The sequence below is a fragment of the Cupriavidus sp. GA3-3 genome (genome assembly GCF_000389805.1).
GTDB classification, from domain to species: Bacteria; Pseudomonadota; Gammaproteobacteria; order Burkholderiales; family Burkholderiaceae; genus Cupriavidus; species Cupriavidus necator_D.
The window spans coordinates 25743-41289 of record NZ_KB944501.1; the positions used below are offsets into that span (position 1 = coordinate 25743).

Sequence of the window (15547 nt, forward strand, 5' to 3'; positions counted from 1 at the left end):
GTGCGGTCGGGAATTCGGATCGAGTCTAGCACAGCGACTTGGCGCGAAAAGGGAGGATTAACCCGCATCGCGAGCGCCGCCCGGCTTCGCCGTCAGCGCAGGAACGCGTCCCAGGCGGTCTTCAGGATCAGCGCGCTCACCACCACGATAAACACCTTGCGCACGAAGGCGCTGCCGTGGCGCAGGGCCAGCTTGCTGCCCACCTGGCTGCCGGCGATGTTGGCCACTGCCATCACCAGGCCCAGTTGCCACCAGATATGGCCCTTGCTGGCCAGCAACAGCAGCGCCGCCAGGTTGGTGGCAAGGTTGACCACCTTGGTCGAGGCCGCCGCGTGCAGGAAGTCATAGCCGAACACCCGCACGAACGCGATCATCAGGAAGCTGCCGGTACCCGGGCCGAACACGCCGTCATAGAAGCCGATGGCGGCACCGGCCAGCAGCGCCGCGACGCGCTCGCGCGACCCCGACAGCGTCGGCGCGTGTTCCGTACCCAGGTCCTTCTTGGCCACGGTGTAGACCAGCAACACCACCAGCACGAATGGCAACGCCTTGCGCAGCGGTTCGGCCGGAATCTTGGTCAGCGCCCAGGCACCGGCCATCGAGAAGACAAGGGCCGCCACCACTGCGGGCGCGGTCGCTCCCCAGTAGATGCGCACGCTGCGGCCGTAGCGCAGCGCCGCGTTGGCGGTGCCCGCGATCGAGCCCATCTTGTTGGTGCCCAGCAGCGTGGCCGGCGCGACATTAGGATAGGCCGAGAACATCGCCGGGATCTGTACCAGGCCGCCGCCGCCGGCGACCGCGTCAATCAGGCCGGCGAGAAAGGCGGCAACCGCCAGGAATGCGAATTCCGTCATTGCAGGAAGCAGGAAAGCGAAAAGGGATAGGATCGGAGGAGATCGGTGCGGGCGGGCCGGCGCGCTGCCGGGCGGTATCAGTTCAGCCCAGCACCTTGGCCGCAGGCACCAGGCTGCGGTGCCACATGCCGTTGCCATGCGGGCTGAAGCCCGGCGGCGCGCCGCCTTGCCCTGCCGCCAGCCCCGGCGCCAGCAGCGCGTGACGGATACCGTGCGCGCGGCCCCAGTCGGCCAGCGTGGCACAACAGGCCTCAAGGCAGGCGCGGCGGGCCCCGCCGTCCAGCCCGGGCCGTACCCACCACTCCATGCCGCAAGCGGCCAGCCCGGCAAGCTCGAGGCTCGGGAGCAGCGCCACCGGCAGGCACGCCAGCAGATCGTGCGGAGCCTGCGCATCATCCACCAGCAGGCAGATGCCGCGACCGGACTGGGCCAGCAGCTCGTCCAGCATCAGCCGCCGCGCGCGCGCGGCGGGCACCGGCAGTGGCTGCACCTTAGCCAGCCAGGCTTCCAGCGTGGCTGCGTCGGCGCCCAGTCCGAGGCGTACCAAACCCTGCGGCGCGGGCGCGTCGGGATGATCCGGAACGGCTGGGGAGTCGGGGGAATCAGGTGCGGCAGGCATGGCGGGCAATGAGAGCGCCCGCATTGTCGCATGTGGAGGGTAGCCAGGTGATGCCGGTGCAGCCTGGATGCCCCATGATGGGGCGAAAGCGCCACAGGAGCGATTGGGAGGCCCAAATGAAAAAAGCGTTGCCGAGGATCACCCGGCAACGCCCTTTATTTATAACGCTGCTACCCGACACCGGGTGCGCGCCTGTCGTCTCCTCGCTTCCGCCTCCATTTAACCTGCGAAAACCGTATATGGAATGTAACGAAGCGGTGCATCGAGGACAAGCTAGAAAAAACCCTAGCCCCAGAATCGGGCATGTCGACCCGCGGTCACTCCTGCCGGGTTACTCCCGCTTGCCCGAGTGGCCCCCGAAGCGCGCCAGCAGCTCGCCCATGATGCCACGGCGGAAAGTCAGCACGCAGATCACGAAGATCACGCCGGTCACCATCGTCACCGACTCGCCCAGCGTGCCGAACCAGGAGATGCCGGTGACCGACGCCAGGAAGTTGCCGATGTCGCCCAGCTTGTTCTCCAGCGCGACCACCACGAAGGCACCGACAATCGGGCCCGACAATGTGCCCAGGCCGCCGACCAGTGTCATCAGGATGACCGAGCCGGACATCGACCAGTGCACGTCGGTCAGCGTCTCGAAGCCCAGCACCAGCGCCTTGATTGAGCCGGCCAGCCCCGACAGCGCCGCCGACAGCACGAAGGCGGTCAGCTTGAAGCGGTCGACGTCATAGCCCAGCGAGATCGCGCGCGGCTCGTTCTCCTTGATCGCCTTCAGAATCTGGCCGAACGGCGAATGCACCGTGCGCACGATCAGCGCAAAGGCGGCCACGATGATCGCCAGCGCGACGTAGTACAGCGTCAGGTCGTCCGACAGCGGCAGCACACCGAACAGCTTGCCGCGCGGGATGCCCTGCAGGCCGTCCTCGCCACCGGTGAACGGCGCCTGCAGGCAGATAAAGAACAGCATCTGCGCCAGCGCCAGCGTGATCATCGAGAAGTAGATGCCCTGCCGGCGGATGGCCAGCGAGCCCACCACGTAGCCGATCAGCGCGCCCGCACCGGTGCCCAGGATCAGGCCGATTTCCGGGGTCACGCCCCAGACCTTCATGGCATGGCCGGCCGCGTAGCCAGCGCCGCCGAAGAAGGCCGCATGGCCGAACGACAGCAGCCCGGTATAACCGATCAGCAGGTTGAAGGCGCACGCAAACAACGCGAAGCACAGCACCTTGAGCACGAACACCGGATACGCACCTGCCAGCGGCGCGGCCACCAGTGCCAGCAGCAGCAATCCGTACAACAGTTTCTTCTGCACGCCTTGTCCCTTTCCTGCGTTGCCCGCGTTGGCCGCCACCGTGGATGGCGTCGATGATGTGGAGGGTGCGCTCATCACTTCTCCTTCCCGAACAGCCCGGCCGGGCGCAGCAGCAGCACGATCACCATGATGAAGAACACCACGGTCGACGACGCTTCCGGATAAAACACCTTGGTCAGCCCCTCGACCACGCCCAGCCCCAGGCCGGTCAGGATCGAGCCCATGATCGAGCCCATGCCGCCGATCACCACCACCGCGAACACGATGATGATCAGGTTCTGGCCCATCAGCGGCGAGATCTGGATCACCGGCGCGGCCAGCACCCCGGCAAACGCGGCCAGCGCCACGCCGAAGCCGTAGGTCAGGGTCACCATCAGCGGCACGTTGACGCCGAAGGCCTCGACCATCTTGGGGTTCTCGGTGCCGGCGCGCAGGTAGGCGCCCAGCTTGGTCTTCTCGATCACGTACCAGGTGGCAAAGCACACCACCAGCGACGCCACCACGACCCACGCGCGGTAGTTCGGCAGGATCATGAAGCCCAGGTCGGTCGCGCCCTGCAGCGCATCCGGCGTCGAGTACGGCAGCCCGGAGACGCCGTAGATCGAGCGGAAGATGCCCTCGATCACCAGCGTGATGCCCAGCGTCAGCAGCAGGCCGTAGATATGGTCGAGCTTGTAGATCCAGCGCAGCATGGTCTTCTCGATCACCACGCCCAGTGCGGCGACGACCAGCGGCGACAGCAGCAGCATGATCCAGTAGTTCAGCCCGGCGTACTCCATGCCCATCCAGGCCAGCACAGCGCCCAGCATGAAGAGCGCGCCGTGCGCGAAATTGATGACGTTGAGCAGGCCGAAGATAACCGCCAGGCCCAGGCTCAGCATCGCATAGAAGGCGCCGTTGACCAGCCCCAGCAATAGCTGGGAAAGCATGGCCGGCAAGGGGATTCCGAAGATGTCCATCGCGGAGTGCCGTTGATACCGCCGTTGTATGGCGGGAATTGCTGCGGTTGGTGCCAGGTAATGCGAACGCTGCGGCGAACACCGTTGGCGAACACCGCAGCAAGGAACCGCGTCCGATGCCGGCGGCACGCAGGTGGCGCGCCGCCGGCAGATCTCACATCAGCTTACTTCTTCAGCATTGCGCACTTCGACTCGGCCACCGTGGTGAAGGCCTGGTCGCCCGGAATGGTCGCGACCACCTTCAGGTAGTCCCACGGCTTCTTCGACTCTGCCGCGGTCTTCACCTGCATCAGGTACATGTCGTGGATGCCACGGCCGTCCTGGCGGATATAGCCCTTGGTATAGAAGTCGTTGATCTTCATCTTCTTCAACTCGGCCATGACCTTGTCCGGATCGTCGGTCTTGGCCGCTTCCACCGCCTTCAGGTAGGTGCTGGCCGCCGAGTAGTCCGCGGCCTGCAGGCTGCTCGGCATCTTCTTCATCTTGCCGAAGAAGCGGTTGGCGAACTTGCGGGTGTCGTCGTTCATGTCCCAGTACCAGCTGTCGGTCATCAGCAGGCCTTCGGTGTTCTTCAACCCGAGGCTGTGCACATCGTTGATGAACATCAGCAGGCCGGCGATCTTCATCGACTTGGTGATGCCGAATTCCTTGGCCGCCTTGATCGCATTGATGGTGTCGCCGCCGGCGTTGGCCAGGCCCAGGATCTGCGCCTTGGACGACTGCGCCTGCAGCAGGAACGACGAGAAGTCCGATGCCGACAGCGGATGGCGCACCTGGCCCGCCACCGTGCCACCGCTGGCCTTGACCACCGCCGCGGTATCGCTTTCCAGCGAATGGCCGAAGGCGTAGTCGGCGGTCAGGAAGAACCACGACTTGCCGCCCTGCTTGACCACCGCGCTGCCGGTGCCCTTGGCCAGCGCCACCGTGTCATAGGCGTAGTGCACCGTGTACGGCGAGCACTCTTCGTTGGTCAGGCGCGCGGTGCCGGCGCCGATGTTGATGTAGACGCGCTTCTTCTCCGAAGCCACCTTGTTCATCGCCAGCGCGGTGCCCGAGTTGGTGCCGCCCAGCAGCAGGTCCAGGCCCTGCTGGTCCATCCATTCGCGCGCCTTCGAGGCGGCGATGTCGGCCTTGTTCTGGTGGTCGGCAGAGACAATCTCGATGGGCTTGCCCAGCACCTTGCCGCCGCGGTCCTCGACCGCCATCTTGATGGCTTCCAGGCCGCCGGGGCCGTCGATGTCGGCGTACAGGCCCGACATGTCGGTGATGTAGCCGATCTTCACGGTGTCACCGGACACCTGGGCAACGGCGCTGAAGGAAACCGCACCCATGGCAATGGCCGCCATCGCGGCCGCGAGCCGAGTCTTTTTCATGTCTATGTCTCCTGATTTGCGGCGGCGTGCGCGCCACCCGTTCCTGCCAAACATCAACCCATGATCCGTGCGGATCAGACCCCGAGCAGTTCGTGCAGCACCGGCATCTTGGCCTCCAGCTCATTGGCCGCGAAGCGCTCGACGATGCTGCCGTGCTCCATCACGTAGAAGCGGTCAGCCAGCGGCGCGGCAAAGCGGAAGTTCTGCTCCACCATCACCACCGTGTACCCCTTCTGCTTGAGCATCAGGATCATGCGCGCAAGCGCCTGCACGATCACCGGTGCCAACCCTTCCGAGATTTCATCGAGCAGCAGCAGGTTGGCGCCGGTGCGCAGGATGCGCCCGACCGCCAGCATCTGCTGCTCGCCGCCGGAAAGACGCGTGCCCTGGCTCTGGCGGCGCTCCTTCAGGTTCGGGAACATCTCGTAGATATCGGTTTCGCTCATGCCCTTGCTGGTGTCGGCGCCCTTCAGCACCGGCGGCAGCATCAGGTTCTCTTCGCATGAGAGGCTGGAGAAGATCGCCCGCTCTTCGGGGCAATAGCCAATGCCGTAGTGCGCGATCTTGTGCGTGGGCAGGCTGATGGTCTCGTGGCCATTGACCTTGATCGAGCCCTTGCGCGCGCCGGTCAGTCCCATGATCGCGCGCAGCGTGGTGGTGCGGCCAGCGCCGTTGCGGCCCAGCAGCGTGACCACTTCGCCGCGGTTCACGGTCAAATCCACGCCGTGAAGGATGTGCGATTCGCCGTACCAGGCGTGCAGGTCCTTGATCTCGAGCGCGGGTGTGTTCAATGAAGTCATATCGTTCCCCGGCCCTCTCAGTGCGCGCCCTGCAGTTCCGCGTCGACGGTGCCCATGTAGGCCTCCATCACGCGCGGGTCCCTGGACACTTCGGCATACGGGCCTTCGGCCAGGATCGCGCCACGCTGCAGCACGGTGATCTTGTCAGCGATCGACGAGACCACGCTCATGTTGTGTTCCACCATCAGGATGGTGCGGCCCGCCGAGACCTTCCTGATCAGCTGCGTGACGCGGTCCACGTCTTCGTGGCCCATGCCCTGCGTGGGCTCGTCGAGCAGCATCAGCTCGGGCTCCATCGCCAGCGTGGTGGCGATCTCCAGCGCGCGCTTGCGGCCGTACGGCAGGTTCACCGTCAGCGTCTGCGCGAACTCGGTCAGGCCGACCTGCTCTAGCAGCTCCATGGCGCGGTCATTAAGCACGTCCAGCGAGCGCTCGCTGCGCCAGAACTGGTACGCCGTGCCAAGCTGGCGCTGCAGCCCGATGCGCACGTTCTCCATCACCGTCAGGTGCGGGAATACCGCCGAGATCTGGAACGAACGGATCACGCCGCGCCGCGCGATCTGCGCGGGCTTTTCACGGGTGATGTCGATGCCGTTGAAAAGGATGGTGCCGGTGGTCGGCTCCAGGAACTTGGTGAGCAGGTTGAAGCAAGTCGTCTTGCCCGCGCCGTTGGGCCCGATCAACGCATGGATCGACCCGCGGCGCACCTGCAGGTTGACGTCGCTCACCGCCGTGAACCCCTTGAACTCCTTGGTGAGGTTCCGCGTTTCCAGGATGGTTTCCTGCTGGTTCATGTCTCCTGCCCGCCCTCTTGCTGAACTGCCGGGGTGATGCCCGGCACTGACAATGGTCCGAACCGGCCTTGTAGGCCCTTGCTGCCGCTTGTTCCGCCAGGCTGGCCGTGCTTGCGGCCCTGCCTGCGGCTTTCTGTATTGGTGCGGGGCGGCTCCCGCGCAGGTTGCGGCGATGGCTTCGATGTGCTGCCGACGCACTCTGTGAGGCGTCTATTGTGTGCGCCTGTTGCATCGCAAAACATCGGGGTTTGCACTATGAAACATGAACCAAGTGTCAGTTTTTTTGCAAGCGCACATGAGCAGGCTGCGCCACTCGGTCACGGCCCCGCCCGCGACCCGTGGCGCGCTCATGTCAGGCGCCTGCAGCGGCTGCCGCCGGCGCCGGTTGCACCAATACTTCCGCCGCCGCCAGGCCCTGCCGGCGGTCTTCGCGGATCAGGTCGCTGGCGCGCTCGGCGATCATGATGGTCGGCGAATTGGTGTTGCCCGATGTGATCAGCGGCATCACCGAGGCATCGACCACGCGCAGGCCATCGATACCCAGCACGCGCAGGCGATGGTCGACCACGGCCATCGGGTCGTCGGCGCGGCCCATCTTGCAGGTGCCCACCGGATGGAAGATGGTGGTGCCGATATTGCCGGCCGCTTCGGCCAGCTGTTCGTCGGTCTGGAATGCCGGGCCCGGCAGCCATTCCTCGGGCTGGAACGGTGCCAGCGCCGGCGACGCCACGATGCGGCGCGTGAGCCGGATGGAGTCGGCCGCGACTTTCCGATCCTCGTCGGTCGCCAGGTAATTGGGCGCGATCACCGGCGCCTGGCGGAAATCCGCGCTGCCGACATGCACGCTGCCGCGCGAGGTCGGCCGCAGGTTGCAGGCACTCGCGGTAAAGGCGTTGAACGCATGCAGCGGGTCGCCGAACTTGTCCAGCGACAAGGGTTGCACGTGGTACTCCACGTTCGGCCGCGCCTGCGCCGGGTCCGAGCGCGCAAAGGCACCCAGCTGCGACGGCGCCATGCTCATCGGCCCGCTCTGGTTGAAGGCGTACTGCACGCCGATGCAGAACTTGCCCCACAGGCTCGCGGCGCGCGTGTTGAGCGTGCGCACGCCGCTGACCTTCACCACCGAGCGCAGTTGCAGGTGGTCCTGCAGGTTCTCGCCCACGCCGGCGAGCGCATGGCGCACCGGGATACCCAGCGCTTGCAGGCGCTCGGCCTGGCCGATGCCCGACAGCTCCAGCAGCTGCGGCGTATTGACCGCGCCCGCGGCGAGGATCACTTCCTGCGTGGCCGCCACCGTGTGCGGCCGGCCGCCGCCGATATAGTTCACGCCGGTGCAGCGGCGCCCGTCGAAGGTCAGCCCGCTCACCTGCGCCCCGGTGACAATGGTCAGGTTGGGACGCTCCGACGCACGCCGCAGGAAGGCCTTGGCCGTGTTCCAGCGGATGCCGCGGCGCTGGTTCACTTCGAAATAGCCGACGCCGAAGTTGTCGCCGCGGTTGAAGTCCTCCGTGCGCGGAATCCCCGCCTCTTCGGCGGCATCGGCAAAGCGCTCCAGGATGTCCCAGCGCAGGCGCTGGCCTTCCACGCGCCATTCGCCGCCGGCGCCATGGAATTCGCTCGGGCCGCGGTGGTGGTCCTCGCTGCGCTTGAACAACGGCAGCACATTGTCCCAGCGCCAGCCAGCATCACCGGTGAGCCGCGCCCACTCGTCATAATCCTCGCGCTGGCCGCGCATATAGATCATGCCGTTGATCGACGAGCAACCGCCCAGCACGCGCCCGCGCGGATAGCCGAGTGAGCGGCCGTTCAGGCCGGCCTCGGCCTCGGTGCGATAGAGCCAGTCGGTGCGCGGGTTGCCGATGCAGTACAGGTAGCCCACCGGGATATGGATCCAGTGGTAGTCGTCCTTGCCGCCGGCCTCCAGCAGCAGCACGCTGACGTCCGCATCCTGCGTCAGGCGGTTGGCCAGGACACAGCCTGCCGAACCGGCCCCCACGATGATGTAGTCGAATGTCTCCATCGCTGTTCTTGTCATCATAGTTGCCGCTTATTTCGCCACCGGCATGGTGAACTCGGCGCCCTTGGCGATCGAATCCGGCCAACGCTGCATCACGCTCTTGTAGCGCGTGTAGAAGCGCACACCCTCTTCGCCATAGGCGTGATGGTCGCCGAACAGCGATCGCTTCCAGCCACCGAAAGAATGCCACGCCATCGGCACCGGGATCGGCACATTGATGCCGACCATGCCGATCTGGATCTGCCGCGCGAACGCACGCGCGATGCCGCCGTCGCTGGTGTAGCACGACACGCCGTTGCCGAATTCATGCGCATTGATCAGCGACACCGCTTCGGCAAAGTCATGCACACGCACCACCGACAACACCGGACCGAAGATCTCTTCCTTGTAGATCGTCATATCGGGCTTGACGTTGTCGAACAGCGTGCCGCCGACATAGAAGCCGTTCTCATGGCCATCAACCTTGTGGCCGCGGCCGTCGGTGACCAGCGTCGCGCCCTCTTCCACGCCCTTGGCGATATAGCCCTCCACCTTCGCCTTGTGCGCAGCGGTTACCAGCGGACCCATTTCGGCGTCGGACTCCATGCCGTTGCGGATCTTCAGCGAGCTCGCACGTTCGGCGAGGCGCGGCACGAGCTTGTCAGCGACATCGCCCACGGCCACGGCGACCGAGATCGCCATGCAGCGTTCGCCGGCAGAACCATACGCGGCACCGATCAGCGCATCGACCGCCTGGTCGAGATCGGCATCGGGCATCACCACCAGGTGGTTCTTGGCGCCGCCCAATGCCTGCACGCGCTTGCCGTGCTTGGTGCCCTCCGTATAGATGTACTCGGCAATCGGCGTCGAACCGACGAACGACAGCGCCTGCACATCCGGATGCGCCAGCAGTGCATCGACCGCTTCCTTGTCGCCCTGCACGACATTGAACACGCCATCGGGCAAACCAGCCTGGCGCAGCAGGTCGGCAATCAGCAGGCTCGGCGACGGATCACGTTCCGACGGCTTCAGCACGAAGGTATTGCCGCACGCCAGCGCCACCGGGAACATCCACATCGGCACCATCACCGGGAAGTTGAACGGCGTGATGCCGGCCACCACGCCCAGCGGCTGGCGCAGGTTCCAGTTATCGATGCCGCCGCCGATGTTGTCGGTGAAGTCGGTCTTGAGCAGGCTGGGGATGCCGCAGGCAAATTCCACCACCTCGATGCCGCGCGTGACTTCGCCCCTGGCGTCCGAGAACACCTTGCCGTGCTCGCGCGTGATCAGCGCGGCCAGGTCGTCGTGGTGCTGGTCGAGCAGTTCCTTGAACTTGAACAGGATGCGCGCGCGGCGCAGCGGCGGGGTGTCGGCCCAGGCGGGGAATGCCGCATGGGCGGCGGCAACGGCGTCGGCCACGTCCTGGGTGGTGCCGAGCGCCACGCGTGCTGCGACTTCGCCGGTGGCGGGGTTATAGATATCGGCCAGACGCTGCGATGCGCCGCGTGTCTGCCGGCCTGCGATGCTATGGCCGATGATGGTCTGCACCGCGCTGGCTTCTGCAAGGATGTCTTCCACTTCCGCTCCTGAATGCTGGGTCGCTGACGGCATGCGGCTCGCCCGATCTTTGCGTCTGGTGAAGACGCTGGCGCAAACATCCGCCAGTCTCGCACTGGCATCGATGCCGCGCCGCACAAGGCGTGCCGGGCCGTATTGAGCGCAAGCTTGGTGCAGTTGCGCGGCCCCGTCCAATGATTTATCGTCAATCGCAATATAAGCCGCGCAAAATATTGCGCCGCACCACGCCTCGCCCCTGCGCCACCTTTCGCCCCGACACTGCCTTGGACCTCCACCACCTGCGCGCCTTCGTTGCCGTCGCGCGCGAGGGCAACCTGACCCGCGCCGCGCAGCGGCTGCACCTGACCCAGCCTGCAGTCAGCCTGCAGTTGAAGGCGCTGCAATCGGCGTGGCGCATCCGGCTGTTCGAGCGCACTGCCGCGGGCCTGACGCTGACCGCCGACGGCGCCGCACTGCTGCCGCTGGCCGAACGCATCCTCGACGGCGTGGGCGACCTGCAGCACACCGTCAGCGCGATGCATCACACCGTGCGCGGCCGGCTGGCGATCGGCACCATCCTCGATCCGGAATTCACGCGGCTGGGCCCGATGCTGCGCACGCTGGTGGAACGCCACCCGCAGATCGGCACAGAACTGCGCCACGGCATGTCGGGCTGGGTGCTGCAACAGGTACGCAGCGGCGCGCTCGACGTGGGCTTCTACCTGGGCCAGCCGCCTGACGCCGGCTTCCATGCGCTGACGCTGACGCCGTTCTCCTACTATGTGGTGGCACCCAAGGGCTGGAAAGAGCGCACCGCGCTGCGCTCATGGGCGCAGCTGGCAACGCTGCCGTGGATCTGGACGCCGCCCGAATCGGCGCACAACCGGCTCTTGTCCGCGCGCTTTGCGCAGGCCGGCGTCGACCCGGCCGGCGTGCCCAAGGTGGCGCATGTCGACCAGGAGGCTTCGATGCTGGACCTGGTGCGCTCCGGCGTGGGGCTGTCGCTGGTGCGCGACGCGATCGCGCTGCGCGAATCGCATGCGCACGGGCTGGTGATCGTTGAAGGGGTCTCGGTGCAGACCGAGCTGACGCTGGTATGCCTGGCCACGCGCCGCGACGACCCGGTCGTCGCGGCAGTGTTCGGCGTGGCCGAGTCGGTGTTCCGGACTTAGTGTCCCTGCTGCTGCAGGTGACGCTGCAGCCAGCCGGTCAGCGCCGCGAACACTTCGCCGCGCAGCGGCTGCGCTTCATTGAAGATCTCGTGGTAGCCGTGCTCGAACCAGACCTGTTCGCGCAACTCCGGCGGCGCGTGGTCGAAGAAGCTGCGGCTGCCGGCCGGGTCCACCACGCGGTCGGCGCCGCCGACCAGCATCAGCATGGGGGCCTCCAGCAGCGCGGCATCGGCCTGCGCCTGCGCCATGCCGCGGATAAAGCTCTCCAGTACGCTGGCGGTGATGGTGGTCTGCACCAGCGGGTCTGAGCGGTAGGCGGCCACCACGGCGGGATCGTGCGACAAGAGCCGCGCATCGATCGGATTGGGCACGCGCAGCCGCGGCGCCAGCGCCAGCAGCACGCGGTGCAGCGCCAGCATCGGGCCCGACAGGCGCAGCGCCAGCGCAGGCGAGGACAGCACCAGCGCGCGCACCGGGCGCACGCGCGCGGTGGCAAAGCGCGCCGCGATCATCCCGCCCATGCTGTGGCCGAGCAGGATCGGCAACTCGTTCCAGCCCGGCACCGCGGCATCGTAGATCTCGGCGAGGTCGTCGAGGTAGGCATCCTGATGGTCCGCCACCATGCGCGCGCCGCCGCTGGCGCCATGGCCGCGCAGGTCGTGCGCGCGCACGCGCAGGCCCAGCCCGCACAGCACATCGGCCACATGCTGGTAGCGTCCGGCATGCTCGGCAAGCCCATGCACCAGCAGCACCGAGCCGAGCGGCTCGGCAAAGCGCGCCGGATCGGGCTGCCAGGTGCGCAGCAGCAGCTCGGTGCCGTCGCGCATGCGCTGGCGGCTCTGTACCGGCGCGTGCGTGCCGGCTGGGGTATCGGCAGGCATGCCGGCAACACCGGCAATAGCAGGATCGTCCGTCATCGGTTGTTCCATTCGCGCAAGTCTCCTCCCGGCACGGAGCGCCAGCAAAAGGCTGGCGCCGGCTGTCGTTATTCTTTGTGGTGCTGCCTGCTGCCTGCCTTGCACTCTGTCCCGCTCAACCGTGGCAGGCAAGCCTGCCCTGCGCTTCCGGCTGCGCCATATCGGCGAGGATCGGGCAATCCGGCCGATCGTCGCCGCTGCAGTGCTGCGCCAGCTCGCGCAGCGTGTCGCGCATGGCGGCCAGTTCAGCGATGCGCAGCTCAAGGTCGGCCACATGCCGCAGCGTCAGCGCCTTGACGTCGGCACTGGCGCGGCCGCGGTCATGCCAAAGCGACAGCAGGTTGCGGATTTCGTCGAGCGAGAATCCCAGATTACGGGCGCGCCGCACGAAGCGCAAGTTGTGCACCGCGCGTTCGTCATAGCGACGGTAGCCGCCCTCGGTGCGCGGCGGTGCCGCCACCAGACCGATCGATTCATAGTGCCGGATCATCTTGGCCGACACGCCCGACGCCTGCGCCGCTTCGCCGATATTCATCGCTCGCCTCCCTGTGCCGTGGCAGCCCCGGCCTGCGGACGCCAGCGGCGCAGCAGCAGCGCATTGCTGACCACGCTGACACTGGAGAAAGCCATCGCCGCACCCGCCACCACCGGATTCAGCAACCCGGCCGCTGCCAGCGGAATGCCTACCACGTTGTAGAAAAAAGCCCAGAACAGGTTCTGCCGGATCTTGCGCACGGTGCGGTGCGAGACCGCCAGCGCATCGGCCACCAGCGCCGGGTCGCCGCGCATCAGCGTGATGCCGGCGGCGTGCATGGCCACGTCGGTGCCGGTCGACATGGCAATGCCCACATCCGCCGCCGCCAGCGCCGGCGCATCGTTGATGCCGTCGCCCACCATCGCCACCACCGCGCCATCGCGCCCCAGCGCCTGCACCCGGGCAGCCTTGTCCTCGGGCAGCACCTCGGCCTGCACGTCGTCCAGCCCCAGCGCCTGCGCCACGCGCGCCGCCGCGCCGGCATTGTCGCCGGTCAGCATCACGGTGCGCACACCGGCCGCGCGCAGCCTGGCGATCGCCGCCGGCGCGCCCGGCTTGATGGCATCGCCGAACGCGACCAGCCCGGCCACGCGCGGCAGCGTGGTTTCGACCAGCCACGACACGGTACGGCCGTCCGCGCGCAACTGCTCCGCCAGCGTTGCCAGCGTGCCTGCCGCTGCGCCCAGCGCTTCACGCAGGCGCTCGCTGCCCAGTTGCAGCGCCTGGCCGTCCACCACGCCGGCAATGCCGCGGCCTGGCAGGGCCTGCACTTCCGTGGCCTGCGGCGCGGCAATGCCGCGCGCCTGCGCTGCGGCCAGCACGGCGCGGGCCAGCGGATGCTCGCTGCCGGCCTGCAGCGCGGCCAGCCGCGCCAGCAGCGCGCTGCCGTCGGCATCGGCGGGATCGGCCGCATGCAGCGCCACCACTTCCGGCTTGCCGACCGTGAGCGTGCCGGTCTTGTCGAATGCCACCACGCTGACGCGGTGCGCCACCTCCAGTGCCTCGGCATCCTTGATCAGGATGCCGGCGCGCGCGCCGGCGCCGGTGCCGGCCATGATTGCCGTGGGCGTGGCCAGGCCCAGCGCGCACGGGCAGGCGATCACCAGCACCGCCACCGCGTTGAGCAATGCGGTTTCCCAGTCGCCGGCAAAGAGGCCCCAGCCCAGCACCGTCAGCAGCGCGATGCCCAGCACCACCGGCACGAACACCGCGCTGACCTGGTCGACCATGCGCTGGATCGGCGCCTTGGCCGCCTGTGCGTGCTCGACCATGCGGATGATGCGTGCCAGCACGGTCTCGGCGCCCACCGCCTCGGTGCGCGCAACCAGCAGCCCTTCGAAATTGATGGCGCCGCCGGTGATGCGGTCGCCGGGCTTCTTCGGCACCGGCACGCTTTCACCGGTCAGCATCGATTCGTCCGCGTGGCTGTTGCCTTCGATCACCTCGGCGTCCACCGGGATGCGCTCGCCGGGGCGCACCACCACCTCGTCGCCCACGCGCACCGCCGCCAGCGGCACGCTCTGCTCCACGCCGCCGCGGCGCACGCGGGCAGTATCGGGACGCAGCGCCGCGAGCGCGCGGATGGCATCGGCGGTCTGGCGCTTGGCGCGGGTCTCCAGCCACTTGCCCAGGCGCACCAGCGTGATCACCACCGCCGCGCTTTCGAAGTACAGGTGCGGCATGGCGTCGGCCGGCGTGCGCCACATCAGCCACAGCGACAGCCCATAGGCCGCCGTCGTGCCCAGCGCCACCAGCAAATCCATATTGCCGGCGCCGGCGCGCACCGCCTTCCAGCCAGCCTTGTAGAAGCGCCAGCCGAACACGAACTGCACCGGCGTGGCCAGCAGCCACTGCACCCATGCCGGCAGCATCCAGTGCACGCCGAGCCATTCCAGCACCATGGGTGCCACCAGCGGCAGCGACAGCGCCGCCGAGATCGCCACCGGCCAGGGGCCGTCCCAGAAGGCAGTGCCCTGCGCGGCCCGCGGCGCCTGCGATGCGGCATCGGCCACCGGCGTCGCACCATAGCCGGCGCGCGCGACCGCGGCCACCAGCGCCGCAGTATCCGCCGCGCCGCGCAGCAGCGTGACGCTGGCGCGCTCGGTCGCCAGGTTGACCTGCGCCTCCATCACGCCCGGCACGGCGCGCAGCGCCTTTTCGACCCGGGACACGCATGAGGCGCAGGTCATGTCGGCAATATTCAGCTCGATGGTGTCCTGCGGCACCGTGTAGCCGGCATCGGCCACGGCACGGGCGGCGGGCGGCAGCACCGCGCCCGAGTCGGCGCGCAGCGTTGCGGCTTCAGTTGCCAGGTTGACGGCCACGTCGCGCACGCCCGGCACCCGGGCCAGCGCGTTCTCCACGCGGCGCACGCATGAGGCGCAGGTCATGCCGTCGACCGGCAGGCGCCATTCGGGCATTTCGTCGGCCGGCCGGTCAGCCGGCCGGACAGGTTGTGAAGCGAGCACAGCGCTGGAATTTGGCATGGGTTCTGAGTCATCCACAGTGTCGATGTCAGCATCATGGACCTTACCATCATTGGAAGGTCAAGGCCGGATGCACAGGGTGTTACCGTCACATCGGCGCCAACAAATTCCTCTTGCGCTTCCCACCATGGGAAGGTTCAAACTGCATCTGTCGCGGCACCCGCCGCCCGTCT

At 67.3% G+C, this 15547-nt stretch carries 13 protein-coding genes; 1 reads left to right on the forward strand and 12 read right to left on the reverse strand.

Annotation, left to right across the window (positions count from 1 at the left end):
• Window positions 1-92: 92 nt before the first annotated feature.
• From C265_RS24305 to C265_RS24345, 9 genes are all read right to left on the reverse strand, one after another.
• Entirely contained in the window at window positions 93-854 is a 762-nt protein-coding gene (locus tag C265_RS24305) for a TSUP family transporter (protein WP_010811282.1), read from the reverse strand.
• An 82-nt stretch (window positions 855-936) separates the two neighbouring features.
• Entirely contained in the window at window positions 937-1473 is a 537-nt protein-coding gene (locus C265_RS24310; RefSeq protein ID WP_037025232.1) for a hypothetical protein, read from the reverse strand.
• Window positions 1474-1804: 331 nt separating this feature from the next.
• Window positions 1805-2860 (reverse strand): branched-chain amino acid ABC transporter permease, encoded by a 1056-nt coding sequence (locus C265_RS24315; protein WP_010811284.1) that lies wholly within the window; start codon window positions 2858-2860, stop codon window positions 1805-1807.
• A complete protein-coding gene (locus tag C265_RS24320) occupies window positions 2860-3744 on the reverse strand; it encodes a branched-chain amino acid ABC transporter permease (protein WP_010811285.1) in 885 nt (294 codons plus the stop codon). Before C265_RS24320 ends, C265_RS24315 begins: the two co-directional genes overlap by 1 nt.
• A gap of 164 nt (window positions 3745-3908) precedes the next feature.
• Window positions 3909-5117, reverse strand: a complete 1209-nt coding sequence (locus C265_RS24325) for an ABC transporter substrate-binding protein (protein ID WP_010811286.1) — start codon at window positions 5115-5117, stop codon at window positions 3909-3911.
• A 74-nt stretch (window positions 5118-5191) separates the two neighbouring features.
• Window positions 5192-5917 carry an ABC transporter ATP-binding protein gene (locus tag C265_RS24330; RefSeq protein ID WP_011616239.1) on the reverse strand — a complete coding sequence of 242 codons (726 nt, stop codon included), beginning with the start codon at window positions 5915-5917 and terminating at the stop codon, window positions 5192-5194.
• A gap of 17 nt (window positions 5918-5934) precedes the next feature.
• Window positions 5935-6711 carry an ABC transporter ATP-binding protein gene (locus tag C265_RS24335; protein WP_010811288.1) on the reverse strand — a complete coding sequence of 259 codons (777 nt, stop codon included), beginning with the start codon at window positions 6709-6711 and terminating at the stop codon, window positions 5935-5937.
• A 352-nt stretch (window positions 6712-7063) separates the two neighbouring features.
• Window positions 7064-8731, reverse strand: a complete 1668-nt coding sequence (locus C265_RS24340; RefSeq protein ID WP_010811289.1) for a GMC family oxidoreductase — start codon at window positions 8729-8731, stop codon at window positions 7064-7066.
• 27 nt (window positions 8732-8758) lie between these two features.
• Window positions 8759-10318, reverse strand: coding sequence for a CoA-acylating methylmalonate-semialdehyde dehydrogenase (locus C265_RS24345; protein ID WP_246840249.1), 1560 nt, complete (start codon window positions 10316-10318; stop codon window positions 8759-8761).
• Window positions 10319-10548: 230 nt separating this feature from the next.
• On the opposite strand from C265_RS24345, the gene C265_RS24350 reads away from it, so the two are divergent.
• Window positions 10549-11436 carry a LysR family transcriptional regulator gene (locus C265_RS24350; protein ID WP_010811291.1) on the forward strand — a complete coding sequence of 296 codons (888 nt, stop codon included), beginning with the start codon at window positions 10549-10551 and terminating at the stop codon, window positions 11434-11436.
• On the opposite strand, the gene C265_RS24355 is transcribed toward C265_RS24350, so the two are convergent.
• The 3 genes from C265_RS24355 to C265_RS24365 all read right to left on the reverse strand — a co-directional run bounded on the left by C265_RS24355 (window position 11433) and on the right by C265_RS24365 (window position 15374).
• Window positions 11433-12365, reverse strand: a complete 933-nt coding sequence (locus C265_RS24355; RefSeq protein WP_010811292.1) for an alpha/beta hydrolase — start codon at window positions 12363-12365, stop codon at window positions 11433-11435. The two genes, C265_RS24350 and C265_RS24355, sit on opposite strands and share 4 nt — an antisense overlap.
• Window positions 12366-12468: 103 nt before the next feature.
• Entirely contained in the window at window positions 12469-12888 is a 420-nt protein-coding gene (gene cueR, locus C265_RS24360; protein ID WP_010811293.1) for a Cu(I)-responsive transcriptional regulator, read from the reverse strand.
• Window positions 12885-15374, reverse strand: a complete 2490-nt coding sequence (locus C265_RS24365) for a heavy metal translocating P-type ATPase (protein ID WP_037025234.1) — start codon at window positions 15372-15374, stop codon at window positions 12885-12887. Before C265_RS24365 ends, cueR begins: the two co-directional genes overlap by 4 nt.
• Window positions 15375-15547: the final 173 nt, after the last annotated feature.

Coding starts and splice junctions, on each gene's coding strand:
- C265_RS24330 (WP_011616239.1), bottom strand. CDS start 5,917: ATGACTTCATTGAACACACCCGCGCTCGAGATCAAGGACCTGCACGCC.
- C265_RS24320 (WP_010811285.1), bottom strand. CDS start 3,744: ATGGACATCTTCGGAATCCCCTTGCCGGCCATGCTTTCCCAGCTATTG.
- C265_RS24310 (WP_037025232.1), bottom strand. CDS start 1,473: ATGCCTGCCGCACCTGATTCCCCCGACTCCCCAGCCGTTCCGGATCAT.
- C265_RS24305 (WP_010811282.1), bottom strand. CDS start 854: ATGACGGAATTCGCATTCCTGGCGGTTGCCGCCTTTCTCGCCGGCCTG.
- cueR (WP_010811293.1), bottom strand. CDS start 12,888: ATGAATATCGGCGAAGCGGCGCAGGCGTCGGGCGTGTCGGCCAAGATG.
- C265_RS24365 (WP_037025234.1), bottom strand. CDS start 15,374: ATGCCAAATTCCAGCGCTGTGCTCGCTTCACAACCTGTCCGGCCGGCT.
- C265_RS24325 (WP_010811286.1), bottom strand. CDS start 5,117: ATGAAAAAGACTCGGCTCGCGGCCGCGATGGCGGCCATTGCCATGGGT.
- C265_RS24345 (WP_246840249.1), bottom strand. CDS start 10,318: ATGCCGTCAGCGACCCAGCATTCAGGAGCGGAAGTGGAAGACATCCTT.
- C265_RS24335 (WP_010811288.1), bottom strand. CDS start 6,711: ATGAACCAGCAGGAAACCATCCTGGAAACGCGGAACCTCACCAAGGAG.
- C265_RS24340 (WP_010811289.1), bottom strand. CDS start 8,731: ATGGAGACATTCGACTACATCATCGTGGGGGCCGGTTCGGCAGGCTGT.
- C265_RS24355 (WP_010811292.1), bottom strand. CDS start 12,365: ATGGAACAACCGATGACGGACGATCCTGCTATTGCCGGTGTTGCCGGC.
- C265_RS24315 (WP_010811284.1), bottom strand. CDS start 2,860: ATGAGCGCACCCTCCACATCATCGACGCCATCCACGGTGGCGGCCAAC.